The 23,202-nt window shown below is 68.3% G+C and carries 23 protein-coding genes; 9 read left to right on the top strand and 14 right to left on the bottom strand.

The window, feature by feature from the left end; translation table 11 throughout:
• Positions 1 to 74: 74 nt before the first annotated feature.
• From PFX98_RS10575 to def, 10 genes are all read right to left on the bottom strand, one after another.
• Positions 75 to 2,009: a cytochrome C gene (locus PFX98_RS10575; protein ID WP_285235161.1), complete on the bottom strand. Its 1,935-nt coding sequence runs from the start codon at positions 2,007 to 2,009 to the stop codon at positions 75 to 77.
• A gap of 131 nt (positions 2,010 to 2,140) precedes the next feature.
• Positions 2,141 to 2,491, bottom strand: coding sequence for a c-type cytochrome (locus tag PFX98_RS10570; RefSeq protein ID WP_285235159.1), 351 nt, complete (start codon positions 2,489 to 2,491; stop codon positions 2,141 to 2,143).
• 172 nt (positions 2,492 to 2,663) lie between these two features.
• A complete protein-coding gene (locus PFX98_RS10565; protein WP_285235157.1) occupies positions 2,664 to 3,857 on the bottom strand; it encodes a phosphoglycerate kinase in 1,194 nt (397 codons plus the stop codon).
• Positions 3,858 to 3,916: 59 nt separating this feature from the next.
• Positions 3,917 to 4,246, bottom strand: a complete 330-nt coding sequence (locus tag PFX98_RS10560) for an AzlD domain-containing protein (protein WP_285235156.1) — start codon at positions 4,244 to 4,246, stop codon at positions 3,917 to 3,919.
• Positions 4,243 to 4,977 (bottom strand): AzlC family ABC transporter permease, encoded by a 735-nt coding sequence (locus tag PFX98_RS10555; RefSeq protein WP_285235155.1) that lies wholly within the window; start codon positions 4,975 to 4,977, stop codon positions 4,243 to 4,245. Before PFX98_RS10555 ends, PFX98_RS10560 begins: the two co-directional genes overlap by 4 nt.
• A gap of 65 nt (positions 4,978 to 5,042) precedes the next feature.
• On the bottom strand, positions 5,043 to 5,807 hold the full coding sequence (locus PFX98_RS10550) for a head GIN domain-containing protein (RefSeq protein WP_285235154.1): 765 nt from the start codon (positions 5,805 to 5,807) through the stop codon (positions 5,043 to 5,045).
• 116 nt (positions 5,808 to 5,923) lie between these two features.
• Positions 5,924 to 6,310 carry a hypothetical protein gene (locus tag PFX98_RS10545; RefSeq protein ID WP_285235153.1) on the bottom strand — a complete coding sequence of 129 codons (387 nt, stop codon included), beginning with the start codon at positions 6,308 to 6,310 and terminating at the stop codon, positions 5,924 to 5,926.
• A 43-nt stretch (positions 6,311 to 6,353) separates the two neighbouring features.
• A complete protein-coding gene (htpX, locus tag PFX98_RS10540; protein ID WP_285235152.1) occupies positions 6,354 to 7,199 on the bottom strand; it encodes a zinc metalloprotease HtpX in 846 nt (281 codons plus the stop codon).
• A 43-nt stretch (positions 7,200 to 7,242) separates the two neighbouring features.
• Positions 7,243 to 8,199: a methionyl-tRNA formyltransferase gene (gene fmt / locus PFX98_RS10535; protein WP_285235151.1), complete on the bottom strand. Its 957-nt coding sequence runs from the start codon at positions 8,197 to 8,199 to the stop codon at positions 7,243 to 7,245.
• Positions 8,200 to 8,204: 5 nt separating this feature from the next.
• On the bottom strand, positions 8,205 to 8,723 hold the full coding sequence (gene def, locus PFX98_RS10530) for a peptide deformylase (RefSeq protein ID WP_285235150.1): 519 nt from the start codon (positions 8,721 to 8,723) through the stop codon (positions 8,205 to 8,207).
• A gap of 185 nt (positions 8,724 to 8,908) precedes the next feature.
• On the opposite strand from def, the gene PFX98_RS10525 reads away from it, so the two are divergent.
• The 3 genes from PFX98_RS10525 (at position 8,909) to PFX98_RS10515 (ending at position 11,808) form a co-directional block, all read left to right on the top strand.
• Positions 8,909 to 10,093: a LysM peptidoglycan-binding domain-containing protein gene (locus tag PFX98_RS10525; RefSeq protein WP_285235149.1), complete on the top strand. Its 1,185-nt coding sequence runs from the start codon at positions 8,909 to 8,911 to the stop codon at positions 10,091 to 10,093.
• A 28-nt stretch (positions 10,094 to 10,121) separates the two neighbouring features.
• Positions 10,122 to 11,234, top strand: coding sequence for a DNA-processing protein DprA (gene dprA, locus PFX98_RS10520; protein WP_285235148.1), 1,113 nt, complete (start codon positions 10,122 to 10,124; stop codon positions 11,232 to 11,234).
• Positions 11,235 to 11,355: 121 nt separating this feature from the next.
• Entirely contained in the window at positions 11,356 to 11,808 is a 453-nt protein-coding gene (locus PFX98_RS10515; protein ID WP_285235147.1) for a Smg family protein, read from the top strand.
• 12 nt (positions 11,809 to 11,820) lie between these two features.
• Here PFX98_RS10515 and PFX98_RS10510 read toward each other — a convergent pair whose 3' ends face one another.
• The 4 genes from PFX98_RS10510 to yajC all read right to left on the bottom strand — a co-directional run bounded on the left by PFX98_RS10510 (position 11,821) and on the right by yajC (position 17,608).
• Entirely contained in the window at positions 11,821 to 14,172 is a 2,352-nt protein-coding gene (locus tag PFX98_RS10510) for a DUF1631 family protein (RefSeq protein WP_285235146.1), read from the bottom strand.
• Between the two features lie 38 nt (positions 14,173 to 14,210).
• Positions 14,211 to 15,245, bottom strand: a complete 1,035-nt coding sequence (gene secF, locus PFX98_RS10505; protein WP_285235145.1) for a protein translocase subunit SecF — start codon at positions 15,243 to 15,245, stop codon at positions 14,211 to 14,213.
• An 11-nt stretch (positions 15,246 to 15,256) separates the two neighbouring features.
• Entirely contained in the window at positions 15,257 to 17,140 is a 1,884-nt protein-coding gene (gene secD / locus PFX98_RS10500) for a protein translocase subunit SecD (protein WP_285235144.1), read from the bottom strand.
• Between the two features lie 135 nt (positions 17,141 to 17,275).
• On the bottom strand, positions 17,276 to 17,608 hold the full coding sequence (yajC, locus tag PFX98_RS10495; RefSeq protein ID WP_285235143.1) for a preprotein translocase subunit YajC: 333 nt from the start codon (positions 17,606 to 17,608) through the stop codon (positions 17,276 to 17,278).
• Positions 17,609 to 17,773: 165 nt separating this feature from the next.
• Between yajC and PFX98_RS10490 the strand changes: the two genes are divergently transcribed.
• The 6 genes from PFX98_RS10490 to PFX98_RS10465 all read left to right on the top strand — a co-directional run bounded on the left by PFX98_RS10490 (position 17,774) and on the right by PFX98_RS10465 (position 23,068).
• Positions 17,774 to 18,694: a dihydrodipicolinate synthase family protein gene (locus PFX98_RS10490; protein WP_285235142.1), complete on the top strand. Its 921-nt coding sequence runs from the start codon at positions 17,774 to 17,776 to the stop codon at positions 18,692 to 18,694.
• A 159-nt stretch (positions 18,695 to 18,853) separates the two neighbouring features.
• Positions 18,854 to 19,501 (top strand): GntR family transcriptional regulator, encoded by a 648-nt coding sequence (locus tag PFX98_RS10485; protein WP_285235568.1) that lies wholly within the window; start codon positions 18,854 to 18,856, stop codon positions 19,499 to 19,501.
• 21 nt (positions 19,502 to 19,522) lie between these two features.
• Positions 19,523 to 20,485: a proline racemase family protein gene (locus tag PFX98_RS10480; protein ID WP_285235141.1), complete on the top strand. Its 963-nt coding sequence runs from the start codon at positions 19,523 to 19,525 to the stop codon at positions 20,483 to 20,485.
• On the top strand, positions 20,482 to 21,600 hold the full coding sequence (locus PFX98_RS10475) for an NAD(P)/FAD-dependent oxidoreductase (protein WP_285235140.1): 1,119 nt from the start codon (positions 20,482 to 20,484) through the stop codon (positions 21,598 to 21,600). Before PFX98_RS10480 ends, PFX98_RS10475 begins: the two co-directional genes overlap by 4 nt.
• A complete protein-coding gene (locus PFX98_RS10470; protein WP_285235139.1) occupies positions 21,597 to 21,833 on the top strand; it encodes a 2Fe-2S iron-sulfur cluster-binding protein in 237 nt (78 codons plus the stop codon). The genes PFX98_RS10475 and PFX98_RS10470 overlap by 4 nt, the downstream gene beginning before the upstream one ends.
• A complete protein-coding gene (locus PFX98_RS10465; RefSeq protein ID WP_285235138.1) occupies positions 21,830 to 23,068 on the top strand; it encodes an NAD(P)/FAD-dependent oxidoreductase in 1,239 nt (412 codons plus the stop codon). The genes PFX98_RS10470 and PFX98_RS10465 overlap by 4 nt, the downstream gene beginning before the upstream one ends.
• Positions 23,069 to 23,202 lie beyond the last annotated feature (134 nt).

The following is a 23,202-nucleotide window of genomic DNA, read 5'->3' as shown; positions in this document are numbered from 1 at the left end:
ACGGCGATTCGAAATTCACATCACGCTTGTATCGACATGTTTGTGCGGGTCAGTTGTTCTCGATCAAGTCCGCATCAAGTGCCGGAAAAGAAGCCGATCGCCACCCCGGCCAGCAAGGTCAGACCCACCGCAATGAGGGTGAAACCCAACACCTTGGAGGCCAGCGTCATGGGCGCCGCCGGTGCGTCGACCACGTACTTCTGGAGTTCGCCGGACTTCAGCAGGCGCTCGTACTCCACCGCATGCTCGCGCCGGTAATGTTCCAGGCTCATCGTGCCGGTGAACATCACCACCTCGAGCGGGAACTTGTCGGGCCTGAAGTGGTTGTTGAAGAAGTGCACGGTGAACAGGAACACCACCGCCAGGAAGGCTTCCTCGCCATGGAAGATGGCCGCCACATTGAAGACCCAGCCGGGCAGCCAGGCGCCGGTGATATTGGGCAGCCACATCATCAAGCCGCTCACGCCGATGATGGTGACGCCCCAGAACGGCGCCCAGTAGTCGAACTTCTCCCAGTAGGTCCAGTGCTCGAACACCGGGCGCGGGCCCTTGCCGAAGAACCACTTAAACATGGCGAGCATGTCCTTGCCGTCCTGCAGATTGGGCACCAGCGAATCCGGGCCGAAGATGCGGAAGGTCTTGCGCTTCTTCCAGATGCGCAGCGCGATATAGAACAGGTGCCAGAAGAACACGCCGGCAAAGATCACCGCATTGACGCGGTGGATCAGGCCCGCGACCTTGGGCCCGCCCAGCGCCTGCATCACCCAGGGCGCCCAGGCGGCATCCGGATAGAACAGCGGCATGCCGGTGAGCGTGAGGATCATCAGGCTGAGCGCAAAGCTGATGTGGGCCAGGCGCCAGATCGCACCGAAGCGCTTGAAATGCTTGCCCTGCAACTCGGGCGGCAGCGCATCCAGCTTGACATGAGGGCGCAGCTTGGCCTGCTGCCTGTCCTTGTACTCGCGGTAGAACCACAGCAAGGTGTGCAGCCAGAAGAAGCCGAAGGTGCCGACCAGCAGCTGCACCATGATCTGGTAGCCGATCCACATCTGCGGATAGCGCTCGAAGTCGTGCGGATGGCCGTGCGGCTGGAAGCTGGCGAAGCCCTTGGGCGCCTCGGCCAGCTCCTTCTTGCCGTTGTGGCAGGTCCGGCAGGTGTCCATGCGGTTGTCCGGATGGACCTTGGAATCGGGGTCCTTGGCCTCCAGGATGCCGTGGCTGCCGTGGCAGTCAAAGCACTTGGCGGTGTAGGCATAGCCCAGGGTGCTGATCTGGCCGTGGTAGGTGGCCTTGTAGGACTGGTAGTTCTCGGCGTGGCAGCTGCCGCAACTGGCGGTGATGGCCAGCTTCACCGCGCTGGCCGAGGTGTTGCCGATGGCGTGCGAGGTATGGCAGTCGGAGCACACCGCGGCCTTGCTGTCATGCTTCTCGAGCGCCGCCTTGCCGTGCACCGACTCCGCGTACTCGTCGAGTTCGTCGCTATGGCACTTCTCGCCGCACATGGCGGCGCTGTTGCTGCGCCAACGCGCGTGCTCGGTGCTGCCCTTGGTGGGAATGGCGAAGCTGTGGGTGTCGTGGCAGTTGTCGCAGCTGGCGTTGACCTTGTTCGCGTCCTTCTTGCTCACGCGGGCATGGAAGGACTGCTTGTAGGCGGCAACGTTCTCGGCCACCAGGCCAAGGCGCGGCTTGGCGGCGGCGCTGCCGTCCTGCTTGGCCTGGTCCCAGAGCTGCTGGTGGCAATCGGCGCAGCTGGCCGACTTGGGCAGGGCCGCGCCATCCTTCTGGTGGCCATTGCCCGGCGCGGGTTGGTCCTTGATGGCGGTGTGGCAGGCCACGCATTCCAGCTTGGCGTGCACGCTCTTGCCATAGGCCTTCGCCGACATGGCCGCCAAAGTGCGCGGCTTGCCCTGCGCGTCCGGCACTTCAAGCTTGTGCGTGCCCGTGGCATGACAGCTCAGGCAGCCCTCGTTGTCGGCCACCGCACCCAGGCCCAACAAGGCCAGACCCAAACCGAGACCCAGTCGACGGGCCCATCGCCCAAAAGGAGTGCCGCGCATAGTTCTTCTTCTTTGGAGTTGTGCCGAGGCCCTTGGCAGGCCTGGAGGGGCCCGCCTGAGCGGGCCCAGCGGATGCTATGCCGCTAGTTGGACAGAATCCACTGCGCGAGGTTCTTGATCGCGTCGGCGTCCTTCGTATTGATGATCTTGTGCTCTTCCTCGGTGCCGTCGTCGAGCTTGACCTTGGGGCCGGTGGTCATGTTCTTGATGGCCTTTTCCTCGCCCTCGGCCTTGCCCTTGTACTTGGCGGCAATCTTCTGGAAGGACGGGCCCTTCTTGTCCTTGTCGACCGCGTGGCACTTGAAGCAGTCGTTCTTCTTGGCCAGCGCCTTGGCGGCATCGGCATCGGCGGCCTGCGCCCCATGCGGGACGGCGAAGGCGGCTGCGACCAGGGCACACAGGGCCCAGCGCGGTGAGAGGCTCTTGGATCTCATCTTCAACCTTTCAGTGCTTTGGACAAGCGCCGGATGGAGCACCGCGCGGCTCGGGCCACGCGCACTCCTATCGACAGGTCTAGCCTAACGGGGTGACGGCAAGTACGCACTTGATCTAACGCAAGTGCTGATGGGGTGGGGCTGCAGAGCAACACCCACCCGGGGATAACCCTTAGGATCCGGCGCGTTTCGCCAGGATTTCAAAGGCCGGCAGGGTCTTGCCTTCCAGCACCTCCAGGAAGGCGCCGCCGCCGGTGGAGATGTAGCCCACCTCCTTTTCGATGCCGTACTTGGCAATCGCCGCCAGGGTGTCACCACCGCCGGCGATCGAGAAGGCGCTGGACGCCGCAATGGCGCGCGCGATGGTCTCGGTGCCATGGGCAAAGGCGTCGAACTCGAACACGCCCACCGGGCCGTTCCAGACGATGGTGCCGGCCGCATTGAGCTGCTCGGCCAAATGCGCGGCCGTCTGCGGGCCGATGTCCAGGATCAGGTCATCGTCGGCCACCTCGGCCACCGGCTTCACGGTGGCCTCGGCATCGGCGGCAAAGCGCTTGGCCACCACCACGTCCACCGGGATGGGCACGGCCGCGCCACGCGCCTTCATGCCCTCGATCACCGCCTTGGCCTCGCCCACCAGGTCGGGTTCGGCCAGCGACTTGCCGATCGGCAGGCCGGCGGCGAGCAAAAAGGTATTGGCAATGCCGCCACCCACGATCAGGCCGTCGACCTTCTCCGACAGGGCCTTCAGGATGGTCAGCTTGGTCGAGACCTTGGAGCCGGCCACGATCGCCACCAGGGGCCGCTTGGGCGCGGCCAGCGCCTTGCCGATGGCATCGATCTCGGCCGCCAGCAGCGGGCCGGCGCAGGCGATCTTGGCAAACTGGGCGATGCCATAGGTCGTGCCCTCGGCGCGGTGCGCGGTGCCGAAGGCATCGTTCACATAGATGTCGCACAGCGCGGCCAGCTTCCTGGCCAGCTCTTCGCTGTTCTTCTTCTCGCCCTTGTTGACGCGGCAGTTCTCCAGCAGCACCAGCTGGCCGGGCGCCACGCTCACGCCGTCCACCCAGTTGGCCAGCACCGGCACCTCGCGCCCCATCAGCTCGCCCATGCGCTTGGCGATCGGGGCGAGCGAATCCTCGGGCTTGAACTCGCCCTCGGTGGGGCGGCCCAGGTGCGAGGTCACCATCACCGCGGCGCCGGCCTTGAGGGCCTGCTCGATGCAGGGGATGGAGGCGCGGATGCGCGTGTCTTCGGTGATATTGCCGGCATCGTCCTGCGGCACATTCAGGTCGGCACGGATGAAGACGCGCTGCCCGGCCACTTGGCCGGCAGCAACCAGATCGGAGAAACGCAGGACGTTCATGATGGGCTTGCTTGGTTGGTAATCAGGGCGGCGCGCCAGCGGCGCCGCAAACCGCTAGCTTACCAACCCAGGCCCAGGCGCAAGGCCAGCATCACCGCCGTGCCGCTGACGATGGTGCCGAGAATGCCCCGCTTCCAGAAGAAATAGGCCGTCCCCACGGCCACGGCGAACAGGCGCGGATCCTGCCAGGTCGACACCAGCTGGCCCTTGGTCAGCACGATCTCGGGCACGATGACGGCCGCCAGCGCCGCCAGCGGCGCGTAGCGCAAGCCCTGCTTGGCCCAGTCGGGCATGGGCAGCTCGCGCCTGGGCAGCAGGAAGAAGCCCCGCGTCAGCAGCGTGATCAGGGCCAGACCGAGGATGCCCAGCGTCACCTCCCAATTGCTCATGCGCGCAGCTCCGGCTTGGCGGCGTCGGGCTTCCAATGGTCGAGCAGCAGGCCGATGGCCACGGCCGCGGCGATCGCCACGACGATGTTGAGCCGCAGCGGCAGCGCGTAGGCGGCCACCGCCGCGCAGCCCGCCACGCCCGCCGAGATCCAGGACTTGCCCGAGGACAGCAGCGAGTAGGTCAGGCCCAGCAGCGCCAGCACGCCGGCAAAGCCCAGGCCCCATTCGGTGGGTACGCGGTCGGCGAGCAGGATGCCGGCGATCGAGGGCAGCTGCCAGGCACACCAGTTCAGCGCCACGCCTCCCCAGTAATAGGGCTGCTGCGCCTCGGGCTCGGCCCGAGGGTCAGGAAAGCGCCGCATGAAGGCGACGTAATTGAGGTCGGCCGCGAAATAGCTCAGGGTCAGGCGTTGCCAACGCGGCAAATGCCCGAAGTAGAGGCGCCATTGGGCGCTGAAGATCACGAAGCGCAGGTTGACGCAGAAGGCCGTGGCCCACAGCACCCACAGCGGTGCGCCGCCGGCGATCAGCGGCAGGGCCGCCAGCTGCGAACTGCCGGCGAACACGATCAGGCTCATCAGCAGGGCCAGCCACAGCGACAGCCCGCTCTTCACCATCGCCACACCGGTCACCAGCCCCCAGGCCGAGATGCCCAGGGTGATACCCAGCATCTCGCGCGCGCCGCGCCGGAATTCGGGATGACGCCATTGCGCCCAAGGAGAAAAGCCCATACGGCGATTGTCGTATGGGCTTCGGGCTGGCGCCGCCGCCAGGGCTTGCGGCGTGCGGCCTGCGCTCAGTTGTTGAGCTTGCGCACCGTGCCGCTGCCGGCCGTGTGCATGCTGATCTCGGGGTTGCCCAGATAGCTGACACCGCCCGAACCGGCGATCGAGATGTCCAGCTTCTTGTTGGCCTGCACGATCACGTCGCCGCTGCCGGCGATGCGCACCTTGGCGTCCTCCGCCACCAGGGCGCGCGCCTTCACGTCGCCGCTGCCCGAGACCGAGACATTCAGGTTGGCGGCGCGGCCGCTGGCCACGATATCGCCGCTGCCGGCAATCTTCAGTGCCAGGCGTTCGGCATTGAGCTCCTCGAAGCGGATGTCGCCGGAGCCGGCGATCGAGGCGTCCAGCTCGCCGGTCTTCATCGCCTCCACGCGCACGTCGCCGGAACCGGCGATGGCGACGGCGCGCAGCTGCGCCATGTCGATGCTGATCATGGGCGTGTTGCTGGCATTCAGCGAATAGCCACGCTTGGGTCCGATCTCGAGCGTGCGGCCCTTGCTGCCGTCCACCACCTTGGTTTCAAGATAGGGCAGAAGGTTCTTGTCGGTCTTGATCTCGACCTTGTGGCTGCTGCTCTGGCGCACCTGCACCTTGAAGCCGCCGGTGACCGAGATGGCGTCGAAGCTGCCGACGTCGCGCGTCTCGGTGCTCATTTCGCCCGAGCCGTTCACGCGCTCGGAGCCGATGCTCCAGCTCCAGGCCTGGGCCGAGCCCATGGCGGCCAGGCCGGCGGCGGTGATCAGGGTCAGGGCGGCAAAACGACGGGTGGTGTTCATGAGTGGCTCCGTATGAATCTGGTGCTGCGCATCATGCAATCCATGCCACCTGAGCAGCCATCACGATTCGACCAAGTGCTGGCCGGCGGGTGCCAGATGCAGGAAACCCGCCCCCATCAATGCTTGGCCTTGGCGCCCTTGCCGTCCTTGACGGAACTGGCCTTGTCATCCGCCTTCTCGGCCTTCTCAACCTTTTCGGCCTCGCCTTCACCAGCCTTGGCGCTACCAGGACGCGGCACCACCGGCGCCACGCCCTCGAGCTTGTTCTCGCGCATGTACTCGTCCATCTCCTTCCAGCCGGCGAACACCGCCGCCTTCTGGGCCTTGGGGTTGAGGGTGTAGCAGTCCTCGATGGCGCGCAGGGCGTGGCGGCAGGCGCTGCCCACGGCCTTGCCCTCGGCCTCCTTGGCGGCGGCCAGCTTGGCCGGATCTTCGATGCCTAGTTGGTCGCAGGCCGCCAGGCTGGCGAGCAGGGGCAGCAGCAGGAGAAGAAGTCGCTTCATCCCGGAGCTATCGGCCATTGCGGCGCCGGTCTTAAATGTGGATTCAGCGGGGCGCCATCGCCAGCAGACGCGCCACGCGCTCCTCGGTGGCCGGATGAGTGCTGAACAAGCCCTTGATGCCGTCGGTCGAGAGCGGGTTCATGATCATCATCTGGGCCGTTTCCGGGTGCGCCTCGGCCGGGCCCAGCGGAATGCCCTGGGCATAGCGGTGGATCTTGTCGAGCGCCGAGGCCAGCGCCCGCGGGTCGCCCGAGATCTCGGCGCCGCCACGGTCGGCCTCGAACTCGCGCGCGCGGCTGATCGCCATCTGGATCAGGCTGGCGGCGATGGGCGCCAGAATCATCACCAGCATGGCGACGATGGGGTTGGTCTGCCGCCCCTCGGAATCGCGCCCGCTGAAGAACATCGCGAAATTGGCCAGCATCGAGATCGCGCCGGCCATGGTGGCGCTGACGGTGGAGATCAGGATGTCGCGGTGCTTCACATGCGCCAGCTCATGCGCCATCACGCCGCGCAACTCGCGCTCGGAGAGCACGCGCATGATGCCGGTGGTGGCGGCCACGGCCGCATGCTCGGGATTGCGCCCGGTGGCAAAGGCGTTCGGGGCCTCTTCGTTGATCACATAGACGCGCGGCATCGGCAGTTCGGCCTTGGCGGCCAGCTCGCGCACCATCGCGTAGAACTGCGGCGCCGAGGTCTCGTCCACCTCTTGCGCGTTGTACATCTTCAGCACCATCTGGTCGGAGAACCAGTAGCTGAAGAAGTTCATGCCCAGCGCCACCACCAGGGCCAGCATCATGCCGCTACGCCCGCCCAGCAGCGCACCGATCGCCATGAACAGGGCGGTGATGGCGGCCATCAGGATGGCGGTCTTCATGATGTTGAACATCGGGGTCTCTCCGTTGGAGTGGCTGGAGCCGTTTAGATGATGCTCAGGCGGCGGATTTCAAGCGTTCGCCAACTGCGACCGGACGCGCCTGCAGAAAGGCCGCTGCCGGCAGGCGCTTGCCGCCGGCGCGCTGCAACTCGGTGAGGCGCAGCGCCTGCTCGCCACAGGCCACCAGCAGGCCGGTGGCGTCGGCGGCCAGCACCTCGCCGGGCTCGCCGCGGCCCTCGCAGACCTCGGCGCGCCAGACCTTCAGCGCCTCGTCGCCCAGCTGGGCCAGCCCGCCCGGGAAGGGGTCGAAGGCGCGCAGGCGGCGCTCGATCCGGGCGGCGGGCTGGCGCCAGTCGATCTGGCTTTCGCTCTTCTCGATCTTGTGGGCGTACGTCACCCCTGCCTCCGGCTGGGGCTGCGGATGGAAGCCCCCGCAGGCCGCCAGCTCCAAGGCCTCGACAATGAGGCGCGCGCCCAGCGCCGCCAGCTTGTCGTGCAGGCTGGCGGTGGTGTCGGTGGCGACTATGGGCAGGCGCTCGGTCATGAGCATGGCGCCGGTATCCAGGCCCGCATCCATCTGCATGATGGTGATGCCGGTTTCGGCATCGCCGGCCTCGATGGCGCGGTGGATGGGCGCGGCGCCCCGCCAGCGCGGCAGCAGCGAGCCATGGATGTTCAGGCAGCCCAGGCGCGGCAGGTCCAGCACCCATTGCGGCAGGATCAGCCCATAGGCCGCCACCACCATCACATCCGGGCGCGCGTCCAGCAAGGCCTGGCGTGCGGCCGCGGCCTCATCGGGGTATTTGCCGTCCAGCCTCAGGCTGATCGGCTGCGCCACCTTGATGCCGTGCTGCAGCGCCAGCTGCTTGACCGGCGAGGCCTGCAGCTTCATGCCGCGGCCGGCCGGGCGGTCCGGCTGGGTCAGCACCAGCGGCAGCTCAAAACCTGCCGCCAGCAGCGAAGCCAGCGCGCTGGCGGCGAACTCCGGGGTACCGGCGAAGACGACGCGCATACCCATCAGCGGCCGCGGCCCTGCTCTTCGCGGGTCTTCTTGATCATCTTGGTCTTGATGCGCTCGCGCTTGAGCGGGCTCAGGTACTCGACGAACACTTTGCCCATCAGGTGGTCCATCTCATGCTGCACGCACACCGCCAGCAGGCCCTCTGCGTCGAACTCGTGCGGCTGGCCGTCGCGGCCCAAGGCACGCACCGTGACGCGGCTGTGGCGCGGCACCTTGTCATAGATGGCGGGCACCGACAGGCAGCCCTCCTCGCCCTCGGTGAACTCGGCACTGGTGGCAATCAGCTCGGGGTTGATCAGCACGCGCGGCTTGTTGCGGTCCTCCGAGGTGTCGATCACGACCACGCGCTCATGCACGTCCACCTGGGTGGCAGCCAGGCCCACGCCCTCGGCCGCATACATGGTTTCCAGCATGTCGTCGACGAGCTGGCGGATGCGCTCGTCCACCTCGGCCACGGGCTTGGCCACGGTATGCAGGCGGGGGTCGGGATAACGGAGGATGTTCAGTTTGGCCATCGGGGCTTCCATGCGCGCCTTGTGGACGCCGCACAACGTCTGTTTGTAAGTGCTTGCAAGAGCGCCGGGGCGCCCACCGCTTTCATTGCGACCACCCCGGAATGGGGGCAGAATCGCCGCGAGCTGAGGCGGCATTTTCGCCGATCCGCGCGTGCGCCGCCTGCACCAGCAAAAAACGCCCTGCAATGACGATAGAAAGGCAGCCCTTGAGCTCCCACGCAAGACTCACTGCCGGCCTCCTTGGCCTGAGCATCTGCATCGCCAGCGGCCCTGGCCACGCGACCAACTATCCCATCACCCCCGAGCAACGCGAGACCGCGCAACGCGTGGCCGATGCCGGTGTGCCGATTTCCGAGCTGGCGCCCGGCGCGCCGGACTCGCACACCGTCAAGCCCGGCGACACGCTGTGGGACATCTCCAAGCTCTTCCTCAGCAGCCCCTGGCGCTGGCCCGAGCTCTGGGGAATGAACCGCGACCAGGTCTCCAACCCACACCTGATCTACCCGGGTCAGGTCTTGCTGCTGGTGAAGAGCAACGGCCGCGCCCGGCTGGAGCTGGCGCGCTCGATGAACAGCGCATCGGCGCAGGCGGCCGGCACCACCAAGCTGTCGCCACGGGTGCGTAGCAGCCGCCTGGAAGACAACCCCATCACCGCGATCCCCCAGCATCTGATCGAGCCCTTCCTGACCGATGCGGTGGTGTTCGATACCGATGAGCTGGCGCTGGCGCCGCGCATCGTCGCCACGCCCGAAGGCCGCGTGCTGCTGACGCGCGGCGACCTCGCCTATGCCCGCGGCGAGCTGATCCAGGGCGGCGAATACCGCGTGTTCCGCAAAACCACGCCGCTGCGCGATCCGGTCAGCAAGGAAATCCTCGGCTACGAGGCCCCCTATCTGGGCACGGCGGACATGCTGCGCCCCGGCCGTGAGGGTCCGGACGCCAACGGCAAGGTCGAGATCGTGCCGGCGACCCTGAGCATCCGCACCGCGCGCCAGGAAATGGGCGAGGGCGACCGCCTCTCGCTGGTGCCGCCGCGCAATTTCGAGCGTTATGTGCCGCACTCGCCGGCCCAACCGGTGTCTGGCCAGGTCATCTCCATCTATGGAGAAGCGCTCACCGCCGGCCAGAACCAGATCGTCGCCATCAACCGCGGCAAGCAGGACGGCATGGAACGCGGCCATGTGCTGGCGCTTTGGCAGGCCGGCCGCATCGCACGCGACAAGACCGGCGACAAGCCGCAGGAAATCCGCCTGCCCGACGAGCGCCATGGCCTGCTGTTCGTGTTCCAGGTCTACCAGCGCGTGTCCTATGCGCTGATCGTCTCGGTCAAGGACCCGGTCGCGCCCGGCGACCGCTTCACCCAGCCCTGAGCGCTTGCGCGCACATCGCGTCGCCACCATGGACCGCGATGAGCTGAGCGCCTGGCTGCAGTTGCTGGAAACCCCCGGCCTGGGCCTGGCAGGCGTGCGTCGCCTGCTCGCCAGCCTGGGCAGCCCCCAGGCGGTGCTGGCGGCCGGGCCGCCAGCCTGGGGCGCATTAATCCGGCCCGAGCTGGTGAAGGCGCTGCAACAGCCGCTGCCGCAGCTGCCTGAGTTGCTGGCGCGGACGCTGGCCTGGCTGGCCGCCGACGCGCGCCGCAGCCTGCTCTGCCTGGGCGACGCCGACTATCCCCTGCCCCTGCTGAACAGCCCCGATCCGCCGTTGCTGCTCTATCTGCAGGGCCGGCGCGCGCTGCTGGGCAGCGACGCGGTGGCCGTGGTCGGCAGCCGCCATCCCTCGCACCAGGGCCGCGACAACGCCCTGCACTTCGCCGCTGCGCTGAGCGAGGCGGGTTACTGCATCGTCTCGGGCCTGGCCCTGGGCATCGACGGCGCCGCCCATGAGGGCGGGCTGAAGGGGATTGGCAGCAGCATCGCGGTGCTGGGCACCGGACTGCACGAGATCTACCCGCGCCGCCACGAGGCCCTGGCCGAACGGCTCAGCGAGCAGGGCCTGCTGGTGAGCGAATACGCCCTGGGCATGCCGGCCCTGGCAGCCAACTTCCCGCGCCGCAACCGCATCATCGCCGGGCTCGCGCGCGGCTGCCTGGTGGTGGAGGCCGCGCTGCAATCGGGCTCGCTGATCACGGCACGCCTGGCCAGTGAGGCCGGCCGCGAGGTCTTTGCCATCCCCGGCTCGATCCACTCGCCGCTCAGCCAGGGCTGCCATGCCCTGCTGCGCCAGGGCGCGGCGCTGGTGGAGAACGCGCAGGAGGTGCTGGACGCGCTGGAGCCCAGCACCCGCCACCGCGCGGCGACGGCGGCAGCACCCCTGCCGGCGCCGCGCGCCGCCTTGGACGAGCCCGGTCTGGTGCTGGAGGCGATGGGCTATGACCCGGTGTCGCTGGATGCGTTGATGGCGCGCGGCGGCTGGAGCGCCGCCCAGCTGAGTGCCCTGCTGCTGGACCTCGAGCTCACCGGGGCGGTGGCACGCCTGCCGGGCGCCTTGTTTCAGCGCCGTGCACAGGCCTGAAAGTGGACCTGAAAGCGGCCCTGAAATCTGACCGGATGGCGCGCCGGCAACCCCAATTCAAGCCCGTTTTCAGCCCCCTTTGCGCGCCGGAGGCTTGGGAGCCCTGGGTTATAGTGCGCCCATGTTTGACGTCCTCGTCTACCTCTACGAAACCTATTGGCGCCCGGACGCTTGCCCGGACCACGCCCAGCTGACGCGCAAGTTGTCGGCCGTAGGCTTCGAGACCGATGAGATCCAGGAGGCGCTGTCCTGGCTGGACGGGCTGGCCCATGCGGCCGAGTCCTACCAGGGCGAACAGGGCGTCACGAGCATGCGCGTCTACTCGGTCGACGAGCTGGACCATCTGGGCGAGGCCTCGGTGGGCTTCATCAGCTTCCTGGCTTCGGCCGGCGTGCTGCCGCCGCCGATGCGCGAGATGGTGATCGACCGCGCGATGGCCATCCCCGGTGCGCCGATGGACCTGGAGGACCTGAAGATCATCGTGCTGATGGTGTTCTGGAGCCTGGGCGAGGAGCCCGATGCGCTGATCCTGGACGAACTCTTCGTCGCCCCCGAAGACCGCCTCATTCACTAGCCCGCCGGGCGATCAATTCACCAGGCGGCTCGGATCCACGTCCAGCTTGGCGAGCGCATTGCGCGTGGCGCGCACCGTCAGGGCCTCGTCCTGGGCCGGCAGCAGCAGACCGGCCTGCAGGAAGGCCGCCAGGCGATTCAGCTGGAACAGCACACCGCGCCCCTTGGGTGAGACGAACAGCGTGAGGCCGTGGCGCACGCCGCGCCAGGCCAGCTGCACCGCATCGTTGCGGCCTCGGTAGTCCAGCATGTACCAGCCGCCCACCTGCAACTCATGGGCCCAGGCCAGCATCGCCGGCGTGGGCATGGAACCGCCCTCGGCCACCACTTCCAGGTCTTCGGTCTCATGGCTGGAGAGATCGCGCACCAGCGACTCGTTGAGCTCGCCCTCGCCCTCGGGCAGCATGGCCTCCAGTGCCTCCAGCTGACCCATCAGATCGTCCAGACGCTCGCGCGGTATCGCCGCGGTCTTGGCGGTGAAGGCGGCGGCCAGGGCATTGTTGAGGGCGCGGATGTGCTGATCCTGCTTGTCGCTGCCGAGGCCCGCATGGCTCATGCCATCGCGCAGGGTCTTGAGCAGGGGCGGCAGGCGGCGTATCACCTCGGCCCGCTCCTCGCGCGACACCTTGGCGCTGGCCGACCAGATCAGGTCCGCGGCCGCGCGCTTCATCAGCTTGGTGTTCTCGGACTGCGGCCCGTTGCGCACCCCGCTGACGGCCAGCACATCGGCCCAGACCTGGAACAGGAATTCGCGCACGCCATCCTGCACCGGCACCTCGTTGAGCATCTTGCGCAGCTCGATGGTGTACTGGATCGCCATGGTCTCGCGTTGCTCGACCTGCTGCGCCAGCGAGACACCCTTCACCGAGGCCTGGTTCTCCTGCTCGAAGTAATGCGCGAGGAATTTCTCGAACTCGGTCAGCACGGTCTGGAACACGCGCCGGCCGGTGTCGGGGTAGGCTTCGACCACCTGCACCACGCGCTTGATCTCGCGCTCCAGCGCATCGCCCACATCGCCCTGCGCGGCATTGAAGCCCATCACGCAGGCGCCCATGCGGTCGATCAGGCGGCGCGCCGGATGGTCGGTGGTGGCGAAGAAATCGGGTTCGGAAACGGCCACGCGCAGCACCGGCATCTGCAGGCGCGCAAACCAGACGCGCACCGAGGCCGGAATACGCTCCTCGGTGAGGATGCTCTGGAACAGCAGGGCCACCACCTCGATGGTGGCGCGCTCGGCCGGCGTGTCGGCCGCCTGTTTGAGCACCTGCTTGAAGGCCTGGTTGCGCGCCTTCAGGTCGTCCAGCACCTGCGGTGCGGTGGCCTTGGCGCTCTCGGCCGGCATGGGGCGGCGTTGCAGCGCGTCCTGCGCATGGTTGATGGCGGCGCTGAGGCGGGCCGACACCGTCACCATTGCCGGCGCCGGCATCGGCGCACTGGCGCTGCGGGGCGCACCCGCGCTCGCGGCGCTCACCGCGGCGGCGGCACGCGGCAGCATGTCCGGCACATTGCGCGCCAGCACGCGCTGCAGCTGCGCCAGCACCTCCTCGGCCTGGGTGGCGGACTGGCTGCGTACCGCCGCGCCCTGCGCCGGCGGCGCAGGCCCGCGACCGCCCGGAGCCGTGTGGGCGTAAGCATTGCCGGGGCCGCTGGCACCGAAACCCGAGCTCGGCCCCTCACCCGCCGCACCGCGGGTGCGGCGTATGAAGGGCCGCAGGTCCACCTCGGGCATGACCCGCTGGGCCACCAGCCAGCGATTCGTCTCGTGATAGGCCTCGCTGAGCAGCAGGCCCAGCTCCTCATGCAGGCAGGGCTGCAGCAGCTGCCATTCCGAAGGGCCCAGGCCGGCGCGCAGCCAGGCCTCCAGCACCACGCGCGAAATCACTTGTGCGCGCAGCAGATCATGCGGCGGCAGGTCCTCGCTGTGCTCCAGCGCCTGCATGCGGGTGCGCAGGTCGGTGTACTCCCAGGACGCCTTGTCCATCATCGCCAGCACCAGGCGCGAGCCGGTGATCTCGCGTTCGATGGTGAGGTCGTCCACCAGGCTGAGCGCCTGTGCGCCGGTGTTCGTGGGCATGCTGCCGATGCCGCCCGCCCCGCCCTTGGGCTCGGCCACGCCATAGACCGCGGCGTGGCGCAGGCCGCTGACGAAACCGCTCTGCCAGGCCGGCCCCTGGCGCTGCCAGGCATTCACCGCATCGCGGCGCACCACCTGCAGGGCGTACTCCGCGGGCTGCATCAACAGTTGGTGGGCCGCCTCGCCGAGCGCCTTGGCGACATGCGCCGCGCCGCGCACGAGGGCGTCCAGATAGACGCGCCGCGCTTGCGTAGCCAGGGCTTTGGAACGGGCGTCGGCGGTCGGGGTCATTGAATCAGGAAAGTGGCGGGAGTTCTCTGCGGATCACTCTACACCAGCGCCCCGGCGTTCGGGTCGTCCGGATCTTCCTTGTTGAGCGGCACCTTCACCAGATCCTCGCGCTTGACGCCCAGCCACATCGCGATGGCGGCGGCCACGAACACCGACGAATAGATGCCGAACAGGATGCCGATGGTCAGCGCCACCGCGAAATAGTGCAGGGTCTGGCCGCCGAAGATCAGCATCGACAACACCATCAGCTGGGTGCAACCATGGGTGATGATGGTGCGGCTCATGGTCGAGGTGATGGCGTGATCGATCACTTCATGGGTGGTGAGCTTGCGGTATTTGCGGAAGGCCTCGCGCACCCGGTCGAAGATCACCACCGACTCGTTCACCGAATAGCCCAGCACCGCCAGCACCGCCGCCAGCACCGGCAGCGAGAACTCCCATTGAAAGAAGGCAAAGAAGCCCAGGATGATGACCACGTCGTGCAGGTTGGCGATGATGCCGGCCAGCGCGAACTTCCACTCGAAGCGGAAGGCCAGGTAGATCATGATGCCCACCACGGTCACGGCCAGGGCCTTGGCCGCATCGGCGGCCAGCTCGGCGCCCACCGAGGGGCCCACCACCTCGCTGCGCGAGAGCTTCACCGGCTCGGCGCCATCGGCCTTGGCGCAGATCTGCTTGCTGACGGTCTCGCCCTGTTCGGTAACACCCTGGCGTTGCGAGATGCTGCCGCCCTCGACCTTGCAGAGTTCGCCAAAGACGCGGTCCACCAGCACATCCTGCTTGATGTCGCCGCGCAGCGGCAGGCGGATCAGCACGTCGCGCGAGGTGCCGAAGTTCTGCACCTGCACCTCGCCAAAACCCAGCGACTCGATGTGCTCGCGGGTCTTGAGGATCTCGGCCGGATGCGAGTATTCGACCTCGACCACCGCGCCGCCGGTGAACTCGATGGAGAAGTGCAGGCCGCGCGTGATCAGGAAGAACACGGCAGCGGCAAAGGTCAGGAAGGAGATCGCGTTGAAGACCAACGCGTGCTTCATGAACGGGATGTCCCGCTTGATACGGAAGAGTTCCATGATTCGCTTTCTTAGGCCTGCGGGGCGTCCGTGGTGCCGGGCTCAGCGGCAGGCTTCCACACCTGCCCGATCGACACCGACTTGAGCTTCTTCTTGCCGCCGTACCAGAGGTTGACCAGGGCGCGCGAGAACATCACCGAGGAGAACATGGAGGTCAGGATGCCCAGGCAATGCACCACCGCAAAGCCCTTCACCGGGCCCGAACCGAAGGCCAGCAGGGCGATGCCGGCGATCAACGTGGTGACGTTGGAGTCCAGGATGGTCGCGAAGGCGCGCTCATAGCCGGCATTGATGGCCACCTGGGGCGAGGCACCGCCGCGCAACTCCTCGCGCACGCGCTCGTTGATCAGCACGTTCGAGTCGATCGCCATGCCCAGCACCAGCGCAATGGCGGCAATGCCCGGCAGCGAGAGCGTGGCCTGCAGCATCGACAGCACCGCCACCAGCAGCAGCAGGTTGAAACCCAGCGCCAGCGTCGAGAACACGCCGAACAGCATGTAGTAGAGGCACATGAACAGCGCCACCGCGGCAAAGCCCCAGATCACGCTGTGGATGCCCTTGTCGATGTTTTCCTTGCCCAGGCTGGGGCCGATGGTGCGCTCTTCGATGATGGTCATGGGCGCGGCCAGCGAGCCGGCGCGCAGCAGCAGGGCCGTGTCGGCCGCTTCCTGCGTGGTCATCGCGCCCGAGATCTGGAAGCGGTTGCCCAGCTCGCCGCGGATCGACGGCGCCGTCAGCACCTCGCCCTTGCCCTTCTCGAACAGGATGATGGCCATGCGCTTGCCGATGTTCTCGCGCGAGACATCCTTGATGATGCGCGCGCCCTTGGCATCCACGGTCAGGTGCACGGCGGGCTGCTGGTGCTCGTCGAAGCCGGGCTGGGCATCGCTCAGGTTGTCGCCGGTCAGCACCACCTGGCGCTTCACGATCAGCGGCGCGCCGCCGCGCTCGGTGAAGCGCTCGGTGCCGAAGGGCACGGGGGCGCTGCCCACCGCGGCCGCCTGGGCCTCGGTGCTGTCATCCACCATGCGCAGTTCCAGCGTCGCGGTGCGGCCGATGATGTCCTTGGCCTTGGCGGTGTCCTGCACGCCGGGCAGCTGCACCACCACGCGGTCCAGGCCCTGCTGCTGGATCACCGGCTCGGACACGGCCAGCTCGTTCACGCGGTTGTGCAGGGTGGTGATGTTCTGGCGCAGCGCAGCCTCCTGCACCGCCACCATCGCCTTGGGCTTGAGCGCGCCCGAAAGCTGCAGCTCGCTGCCCGCGCCCAGCGGGGTCCACTCCACGTCGGCCAGCTGCTCGCGCAGCAGCACGGCCGCCTTGTCGCGCAGCTCGGCCTCGCGGAAGTTGACGATCACGCTGTTGCCGTCGCGGCTGATGCCGGCGTGGCGGATACCCTTGTCGCGCAAGAGCGTGCGCAGATCACCGGTGAGGGCCTCGGCCTTCTTGGTGAGTGCGGCCTTCATATCCACCTGCATCAGGAAGTGCACGCCGCCGCGCAGGTCCAGGCCCAGGTACATCGGGAAGGCATGCAGGCTCGCCAGCCACTTGGGCGAGCGCGACACCAGGTTCAGCGCCACGATATAGGTGGGCTCGGCCGGGTCGGCGTTGAGCGCCTTGCTGATCGCGTCCTTGGCCTTGATCTGCACATCGGGGTCGGTGAAGCGGGCGCGCACCGAGTTGCCCTCCAGCTGCACGAAGTCCGGCTGGATGCCGGCATCCTTGAGCGCCTGCTCGATGCGGCTGCTCAGCGCGGCGTCCACCTTGACGGTGACCTTGGCGCTGGAGACCTGCACGGCCGGAGCCTCGCCGAACAGATTCGGCAGGGTGTAGACCAATCCGATCAGCAGCGCGACCAGCAGCAGCGCGTACTTCCACAACGGATAACGATTCATGAGGGCATCCTCGGGAGGCCGATGGGCGCACCAGGCTGGTACGCCTCTGAATAAAGCCCGGCACCATGTCTGGCATGGGCCGGGCTGGGAGAATTCAATTCAACAAGAGGCCCGCAAGCGGCGGGCCGGCCGGTCTTACTTGACCGTGCCCTTGGGCAGCACCTGCACCACGGCCGAGCGCTGCACCTGCAGTTCCACGCCGTTGGCCACTTCCAGGCTGACGATGGTCTCGCCCAGCTTGCTGACCTTGCCCAGCAGACCGCCGGAGGTGACGATCTCGTCGCCCTTGGCCAGCGCGTCGATCATGGCCTTGTGCTCCTTCTGACGCTTCATCTGCGGACGAATCATCACGAAGTACAGCACCACGAACATCAGCACCAGGGGCAGCATGCCACCCAGCTGGCTCATCAGGTCGCCACCGGCCGCGGCAGCCGGGGCCGCTTGCGCATATGCATTCGAAATAAACACGTCGATATCCCTTTGGACTAGGTCCGCCCAGACTGATACGGGCGGAAGAACCGCGGATTGTAAGTGAGGCGGCGATTGCCGCACCCGCGATCCAAGCTGGGGTTGACAAGCTCTCTTTCAAGAAATATTCTCCAAATATATTAACTCGCTTTCAAAGGCTGCCTCATGAGCGCTGTCAACCTGCCCCGCTGGACCGGTGTGTTCCCCGCCGTCACCACCAAGTTCACCGCCAACGAAGAGCTCGACATCGCCGAGATGGAGCGCCACTTCGAGTTCCAGATCGCCAACGGCGTGGACGGCCTGGTGACCGGCGGTTCGCTGGGCGAGGCCAGCACCCTGACGTTGGAAGAAAAGCTGGAAGTGGCCGCCACCGCCCTGCGCGTGGCCCGCGGCCGGGTGCCAGTGCTGGCCAATGTGTCCGAGACCAGCACGCGCCAGGCGCTCAAGTATGTGGAGGGCTGCGCCAAGCTGGGCGTGCAGGGCCTGATGCTGATGCCGGCCGTGCTCTACCCGGCCGATACCCGCGAGGCCATGGCCAATGTGCGCACCGTGGCCAATGCCGCCGCCCTGCCCACCATGGTCTACAACAACCCGGTGTCCTACCGCGTCGATCTGAGGCCCGAGGACTTCGCCGAGCTGGCCGACTGCCCCTGGCTGGTGGCGATCAAGGAGTCCACCGACAACATCCGCCGCATCACCGACCTGCGCAATGTGGTGGGCAACCGCTACCAGCTCTTCATCGGCGTGGATGACCTCAGCTTCGAAGGCCTGGTGCTGGGCTGCGACGGCCTGCTGGCCGGCCTGTGCGATGCCTTCCCGGCCGAGACCGTGGCCATGTACAAGCTGATCCGTGCCAAGCGCTACGACGAGGCGCTCAAGCTCTACCAATGGTTCATGCCGCTGCTGCACCTGGATGTCTCCGCCAAGCTGGTGCAGAACATCAAGCTGGCCGAGGCCATGGCCGGCGTGGGCAACGAGCATGTGCGCCGCCCGCGTCTGCCCCTGGTGGGCGCCGAGCGCGAGCGCGTGCAGGCCATCATCCAGCGCGGCCTGGACACCCGCCCGGACCTGCACGCCCTGTTCTGAGCACCAGCTTGCGCGTTTGCCCGCAGCGGGGCCGGGCCCCGCTGCTGCGATGATCGCGGCATGAACGCCAAAGCCGTCCCCAAGAAAGCCCCCGCCGCCAAGGCCCCCAGCAAAGCCGCCAGCAAGGTCGCCACCAGGCCGGCCGTGAAATCCGACGACATGGCCCCCGAAGCCGACAAGCGCCGCTATGCCGACCAGGCCTACGACGCCATCGAATCGATGATCGCCACCCTGGTGTTGAAGCCGGGCGCGCCCATCGTCGAGGCGGACCTGATCGAGCGCACCGGCCTGGGCCGCACGCCCACGCGCGAGGCCTTGATGCGCCTGGTGGCGAACGGCCTGATCGTGCAGCTGCCGCGGCGCGGCCTGCTGGTGAGCGACATCCTGCTGGCCGAGCATCTCGATCTGCTGGAAGCGCGCCGTGCGCTGGAGCGCCTGATCGCCACCAGCTCGGCGCGCCGCGCCACGCCGCCGCAGCGCGAGGCCCTGGTGCAATGCGCGCAGGACATGCTGGACGCCGCCAAGCGCGGCGATCTGGCCGCCTATATGCAGGCCGACCAGGCGCTGGACCGCGTCAACCACGCGGCCTGCCGCAACCCCTTCGCGGTGGCCGCGGTGATCCCGATGGTGATCCAGTGCCGGCGCTTCTGGTACGCCTATCAGCACCAGGGCGACATCGGCGAAGGTGCGCGCTGCCACCTGCTGCTGGCGCGCGCCATCGCGGCCGGCAAGGGCGAGGAGGCCGCGGCCGCCAGCGACGCCCTGCTGGACTATCTGCGCCAGTTCGCGCAGCAAGTGATTGAATGAGTGATTGAGTAGCAAGAGACCATGAGCCCTGCCCTGCCCACCCGCATCATCGATTCCCATACCGGCGGCGAGCCCACGCGCACCGTCGTCTCCGGCGGGCCCGAGCTGGGCCGGGGCAGCATGGCCGAGCGGCTGCAGCGCTTCAAGAACGATCACGACGCCTGGCGCAGCGCCCTCGTCAACGAGCCGCGCGGCTCGGATGTGATGGTGGGTGCGCTGCTGTGCGAGCCGGAGCTGCCCGACAGCGCGGCCGGCGTGATCTTCTTCAACAACGTCGGCTACCTCGGCATGTGCGGCCATGGCAGCATCGGCCTGATCGCCACGCTGGCCTACCTGGGCCGCATCAAGCCCGGCGTGCACAAGATCGAGACCCCGGTGGGCCGCATCAGTGCCGAGTTGCACGCCGACGGCCGCGTCAGCATCGCCAATGTGCCGGCCTATCGCCTGGCCAAGCGCGTGCCGGTCGAGCTGGGCGGGCGGGTCTTCCATGGCGACGTGGCCTGGGGCGGCAACTGGTTCTTCCTGTGCGAGGACCATGGCCTCGAGCTGACCCTGGCGCATGCCGAGCGTCTCACCGAATTTTCCTGGGCCATGCGCCAGGCCCTCACGGCCCAGGGAATCGGCGGCGCCGATGGCGCCGAGATCGACCACATCGAGCTGATCGGCCCCGCCCTGCAGGCTGGCCACCAGGGCCGCAGCTTCGTGCTGTGCCCCGGCAAGGCCTACGACCGCTCGCCCTGCGGCACCGGCACCAGCGCCAAGGTGGCCTGCCTGGCGGCCGACGGCAAGCTGGCACCGGGCGCGCTGTGGCTGCAGGAAAGCGTGATCGGCAGCGTGTTCGAGGCCTCTTATCAAGTTTCCAAGCAGGCCGGCGCTGAGGGTCAGGTCTTGCCGACGATCACCGGCCGTGCCCATGTGAATCTGGACGCGACCCTGGTGTTCCAGCCCGGCGACCCGTTCGCCTGGGGCATCACGCAGCGGTGAGATCGGCAGACGTCCTCATCGTCGGCGGCGGCATCGTCGGCGCCGCCTGCGCACGCGAATACGCGCGCCAGGGCTTGAGCGTGGCGGTGGTCGAGCGCGCCGCGCTGGGCGGCGGCGCCACCGCCGCATCCATGGGCCATCTGCTGGTGGTCGACGCCGAGGATGGCGGCGACGCCAGCGAGTTCCAGCTCTCGCAGCGCTCGCTGCGGCTGTGGCAGGACTGGCTGGATGAATCGCCGGCCCATGCCGAGCTGGCCGAGCATGAGCGCTGCGGCACGCTGTGGATCGCCGCCGACGCCGAGGAGCTCGCCCTGGCCGAGCGCAAGTGCGCCTGGCTCACGGCGCGGGGCCTGCCCGCTGAACTGCTCGACGCCGCCGCGCTGGCGCGCCTGGAGCCCCAGCTGCGACCGGGCCTGGCCGGCGCCCTGCGCGTGGCGGGCGATGCGCGCGTCTACCCGCCCAAGGTAGCGGCCGCCTGGCTGCAGCAGGCCAAGGTGCAGCTGATACGCGGCGAGGTCACGGCCATCGACGGCGCGAGCCTGCGCCTGGCCGACGGCCGCACGCTGTGGGGCGCCATGGTGGTGCTGTGCGCGGGCCTGGCCAGCCAGCGCTTTCTGCCGCCCGGCTGCCTGCTGCCCAAGAAGGGCCAGTTGGCCATCACCCAGCGCGCGCCCGCGGCGGTAAGCCATCAGCTGGTGGAGCTGGGCTATATCAAGAAGGCGCATCTGGCGCACGAGGACACGGTGTCCTTCAATGTGCAGCCGCGCCCCGGCGGCCAGCTGCTGATCGGCTCCTCGCGCCAGGTCGGCCGCAGCGATGCGCCGCTGGACCTGGCGATGCTGCGCCGCATGCTGCAATGCGCGGCCGGCTATCTGCCCGGCCTGCCCGAGCTGAGCCTGTTGCGCTGCTGGAGCGGCATCCGGCCGGCCAGCGCCGATGGTCAGCCGCTCATCGGCGCGCACCCCGAGCTGGCGCGCGTGTGGCTGGCCACCGGGCACGAGGGTCTGGGCATCACCACCTCGCTGGCCAGCGCCGAGTTGCTGGCCGATCTGAGCCTGGGCCGCGCGCCAGCGCTGAGCCCGGCACCCTATGCCCCGGCAAGGTTCGTCGCATGAAGATCATCATCAACGGTATCGAGGCCGAGGTGCCCGCGGGTGTGACGGTGGCCGCCGCGCTGGCGCATGCCGGCCATGGGGCCACGCGCCGCTCGCTCAGCGGCCAGCCGCGCCAGGCTTTTTGCGGCATGGGCGTCTGCCAGGAATGCCGCGTGCGCATCGATGGCCAGCCCGAGCGCCTCGCCTGCATGAGCCTGGCGGTCGAGGGCATGCTGGTGGAGACCCTGGCATGACCAAGCATCTGCAGGCCGATGCCATCGTGGTGGGCGCCGGGCCGGCCGGCATCGCGGCCGTGAGCCACCTGCTGCCGGCCGGGCGCAGCGTGATCTGGGTCGACAACCAGCCGCGCCCGGGCGGCCAGATCTGGCGCGGTGCTGCCCTGCCCCAGGTCGATACGCTGCGCCAGCACCCCCGGCTCAGCATGCTGCCCGGCCATGCGGTGGTGGCGGCCGAGAGCCCGCACGAGCTGCTGCTGCACGACGCGGCCGGCCAGCAAACGCTGCGCGTGCGCGCACCGCAGCTGCTGCTGGCGCTGGGCGCGCGCGAGCGCATGCTGCCCTTCCCCGGCTGGACCCTGCCCGGCGTGCATGGCGCGGGCGGCCTGCAAGCCCTGGTGAAGGGCGGTTGGCCGATCGCCGGCCGGCGCGTGCTGCTGGCCGGTTCGGGCCCGCTGCTGCTGGCCAGCGCCGCCAGCCTGCGCGCCGCCGGCGCCCGGCTGCTGGGCATCTACGAGCAGGCGCCGCGCGGCGCGCTGGCCCGCTTTGCCGCCGGTCTGCCGCTGGGCAAGATGGCGCAGGCCCTGGGCCTGGGCTGGCGCTTGCGCGGCCTGCCCTACGCCCCGGGCTGCTGGCCGCTGCGCGCGCTGGGCGAGAACAAGCTCGAGGCCGTGCTGCTGACGGATGGCCAGCGCGAATGGGCCGAGCCCTGCGACGCGCTGGGTGTGGGCTTCGGCCTCCTGCCCAATACCGAGCTGGCCGAGCTGCTGGGCTGCGCCCTGCAGGATGGCGCCATCGCCGTGGGCGCAAAGCTGCAGACCTCGCTGCCGGGGGTGTTCGCCGCCGGCGAATGCACCGGCATCGGCGGCGTGGACAAGGCCAGCCTGGAGGGCGCCATGGCGGCCGCGGCGATGCTGGGCCAGGGGCTCAAGCCCTATGCGCGTCGGCATGCCGGCCAGCTCGCCTTTGCGCGACGGCTCGCCAGCGGCTTCGCGCTGCGCCCCGAGCTGCTGCAGCTGGCCGATGCCAAGACCCTGATCTGCCGCTGCGAGGATGTCAGCCTGGGCGCTCTCAAGGCCTGGCCGCAATGGCGCGACGCCAAGCTGCAGACGCGCTGCGGCATGGGCGCCTGCCAGGGCCGCATCTGCGGGCCCATCACGCAGACCCTGCTGGGCTGGCCCGAGGCCAGTGGCGGGCGGGGCACGCGCGCGCCGCTGCAACCCGTGCCGCTGCGCTGCCTGATGGATGACTGACCGGGACGACTGAAGCCACGGTGCCATCTGTCATGGCCCACCGCGCCGGGCGGGCCATGGCTCCTTCGGGCGATGTGAGCGGGCACCGCATTGCCGAGACTGCATGCACCGACGCCAAGGTGGCGTCAGCCTCA

The sequence above is a fragment of the Paucibacter sediminis genome, from assembly GCF_030254645.1.
Taxonomy (GTDB): Bacteria; Pseudomonadota; Gammaproteobacteria; order Burkholderiales; family Burkholderiaceae_C; genus Paucibacter_B; species Paucibacter_B sediminis.
The sequence above is the reverse complement of the archived record's forward strand: the minus strand, read 5'-3'. Positions and strand labels throughout refer to the sequence as shown.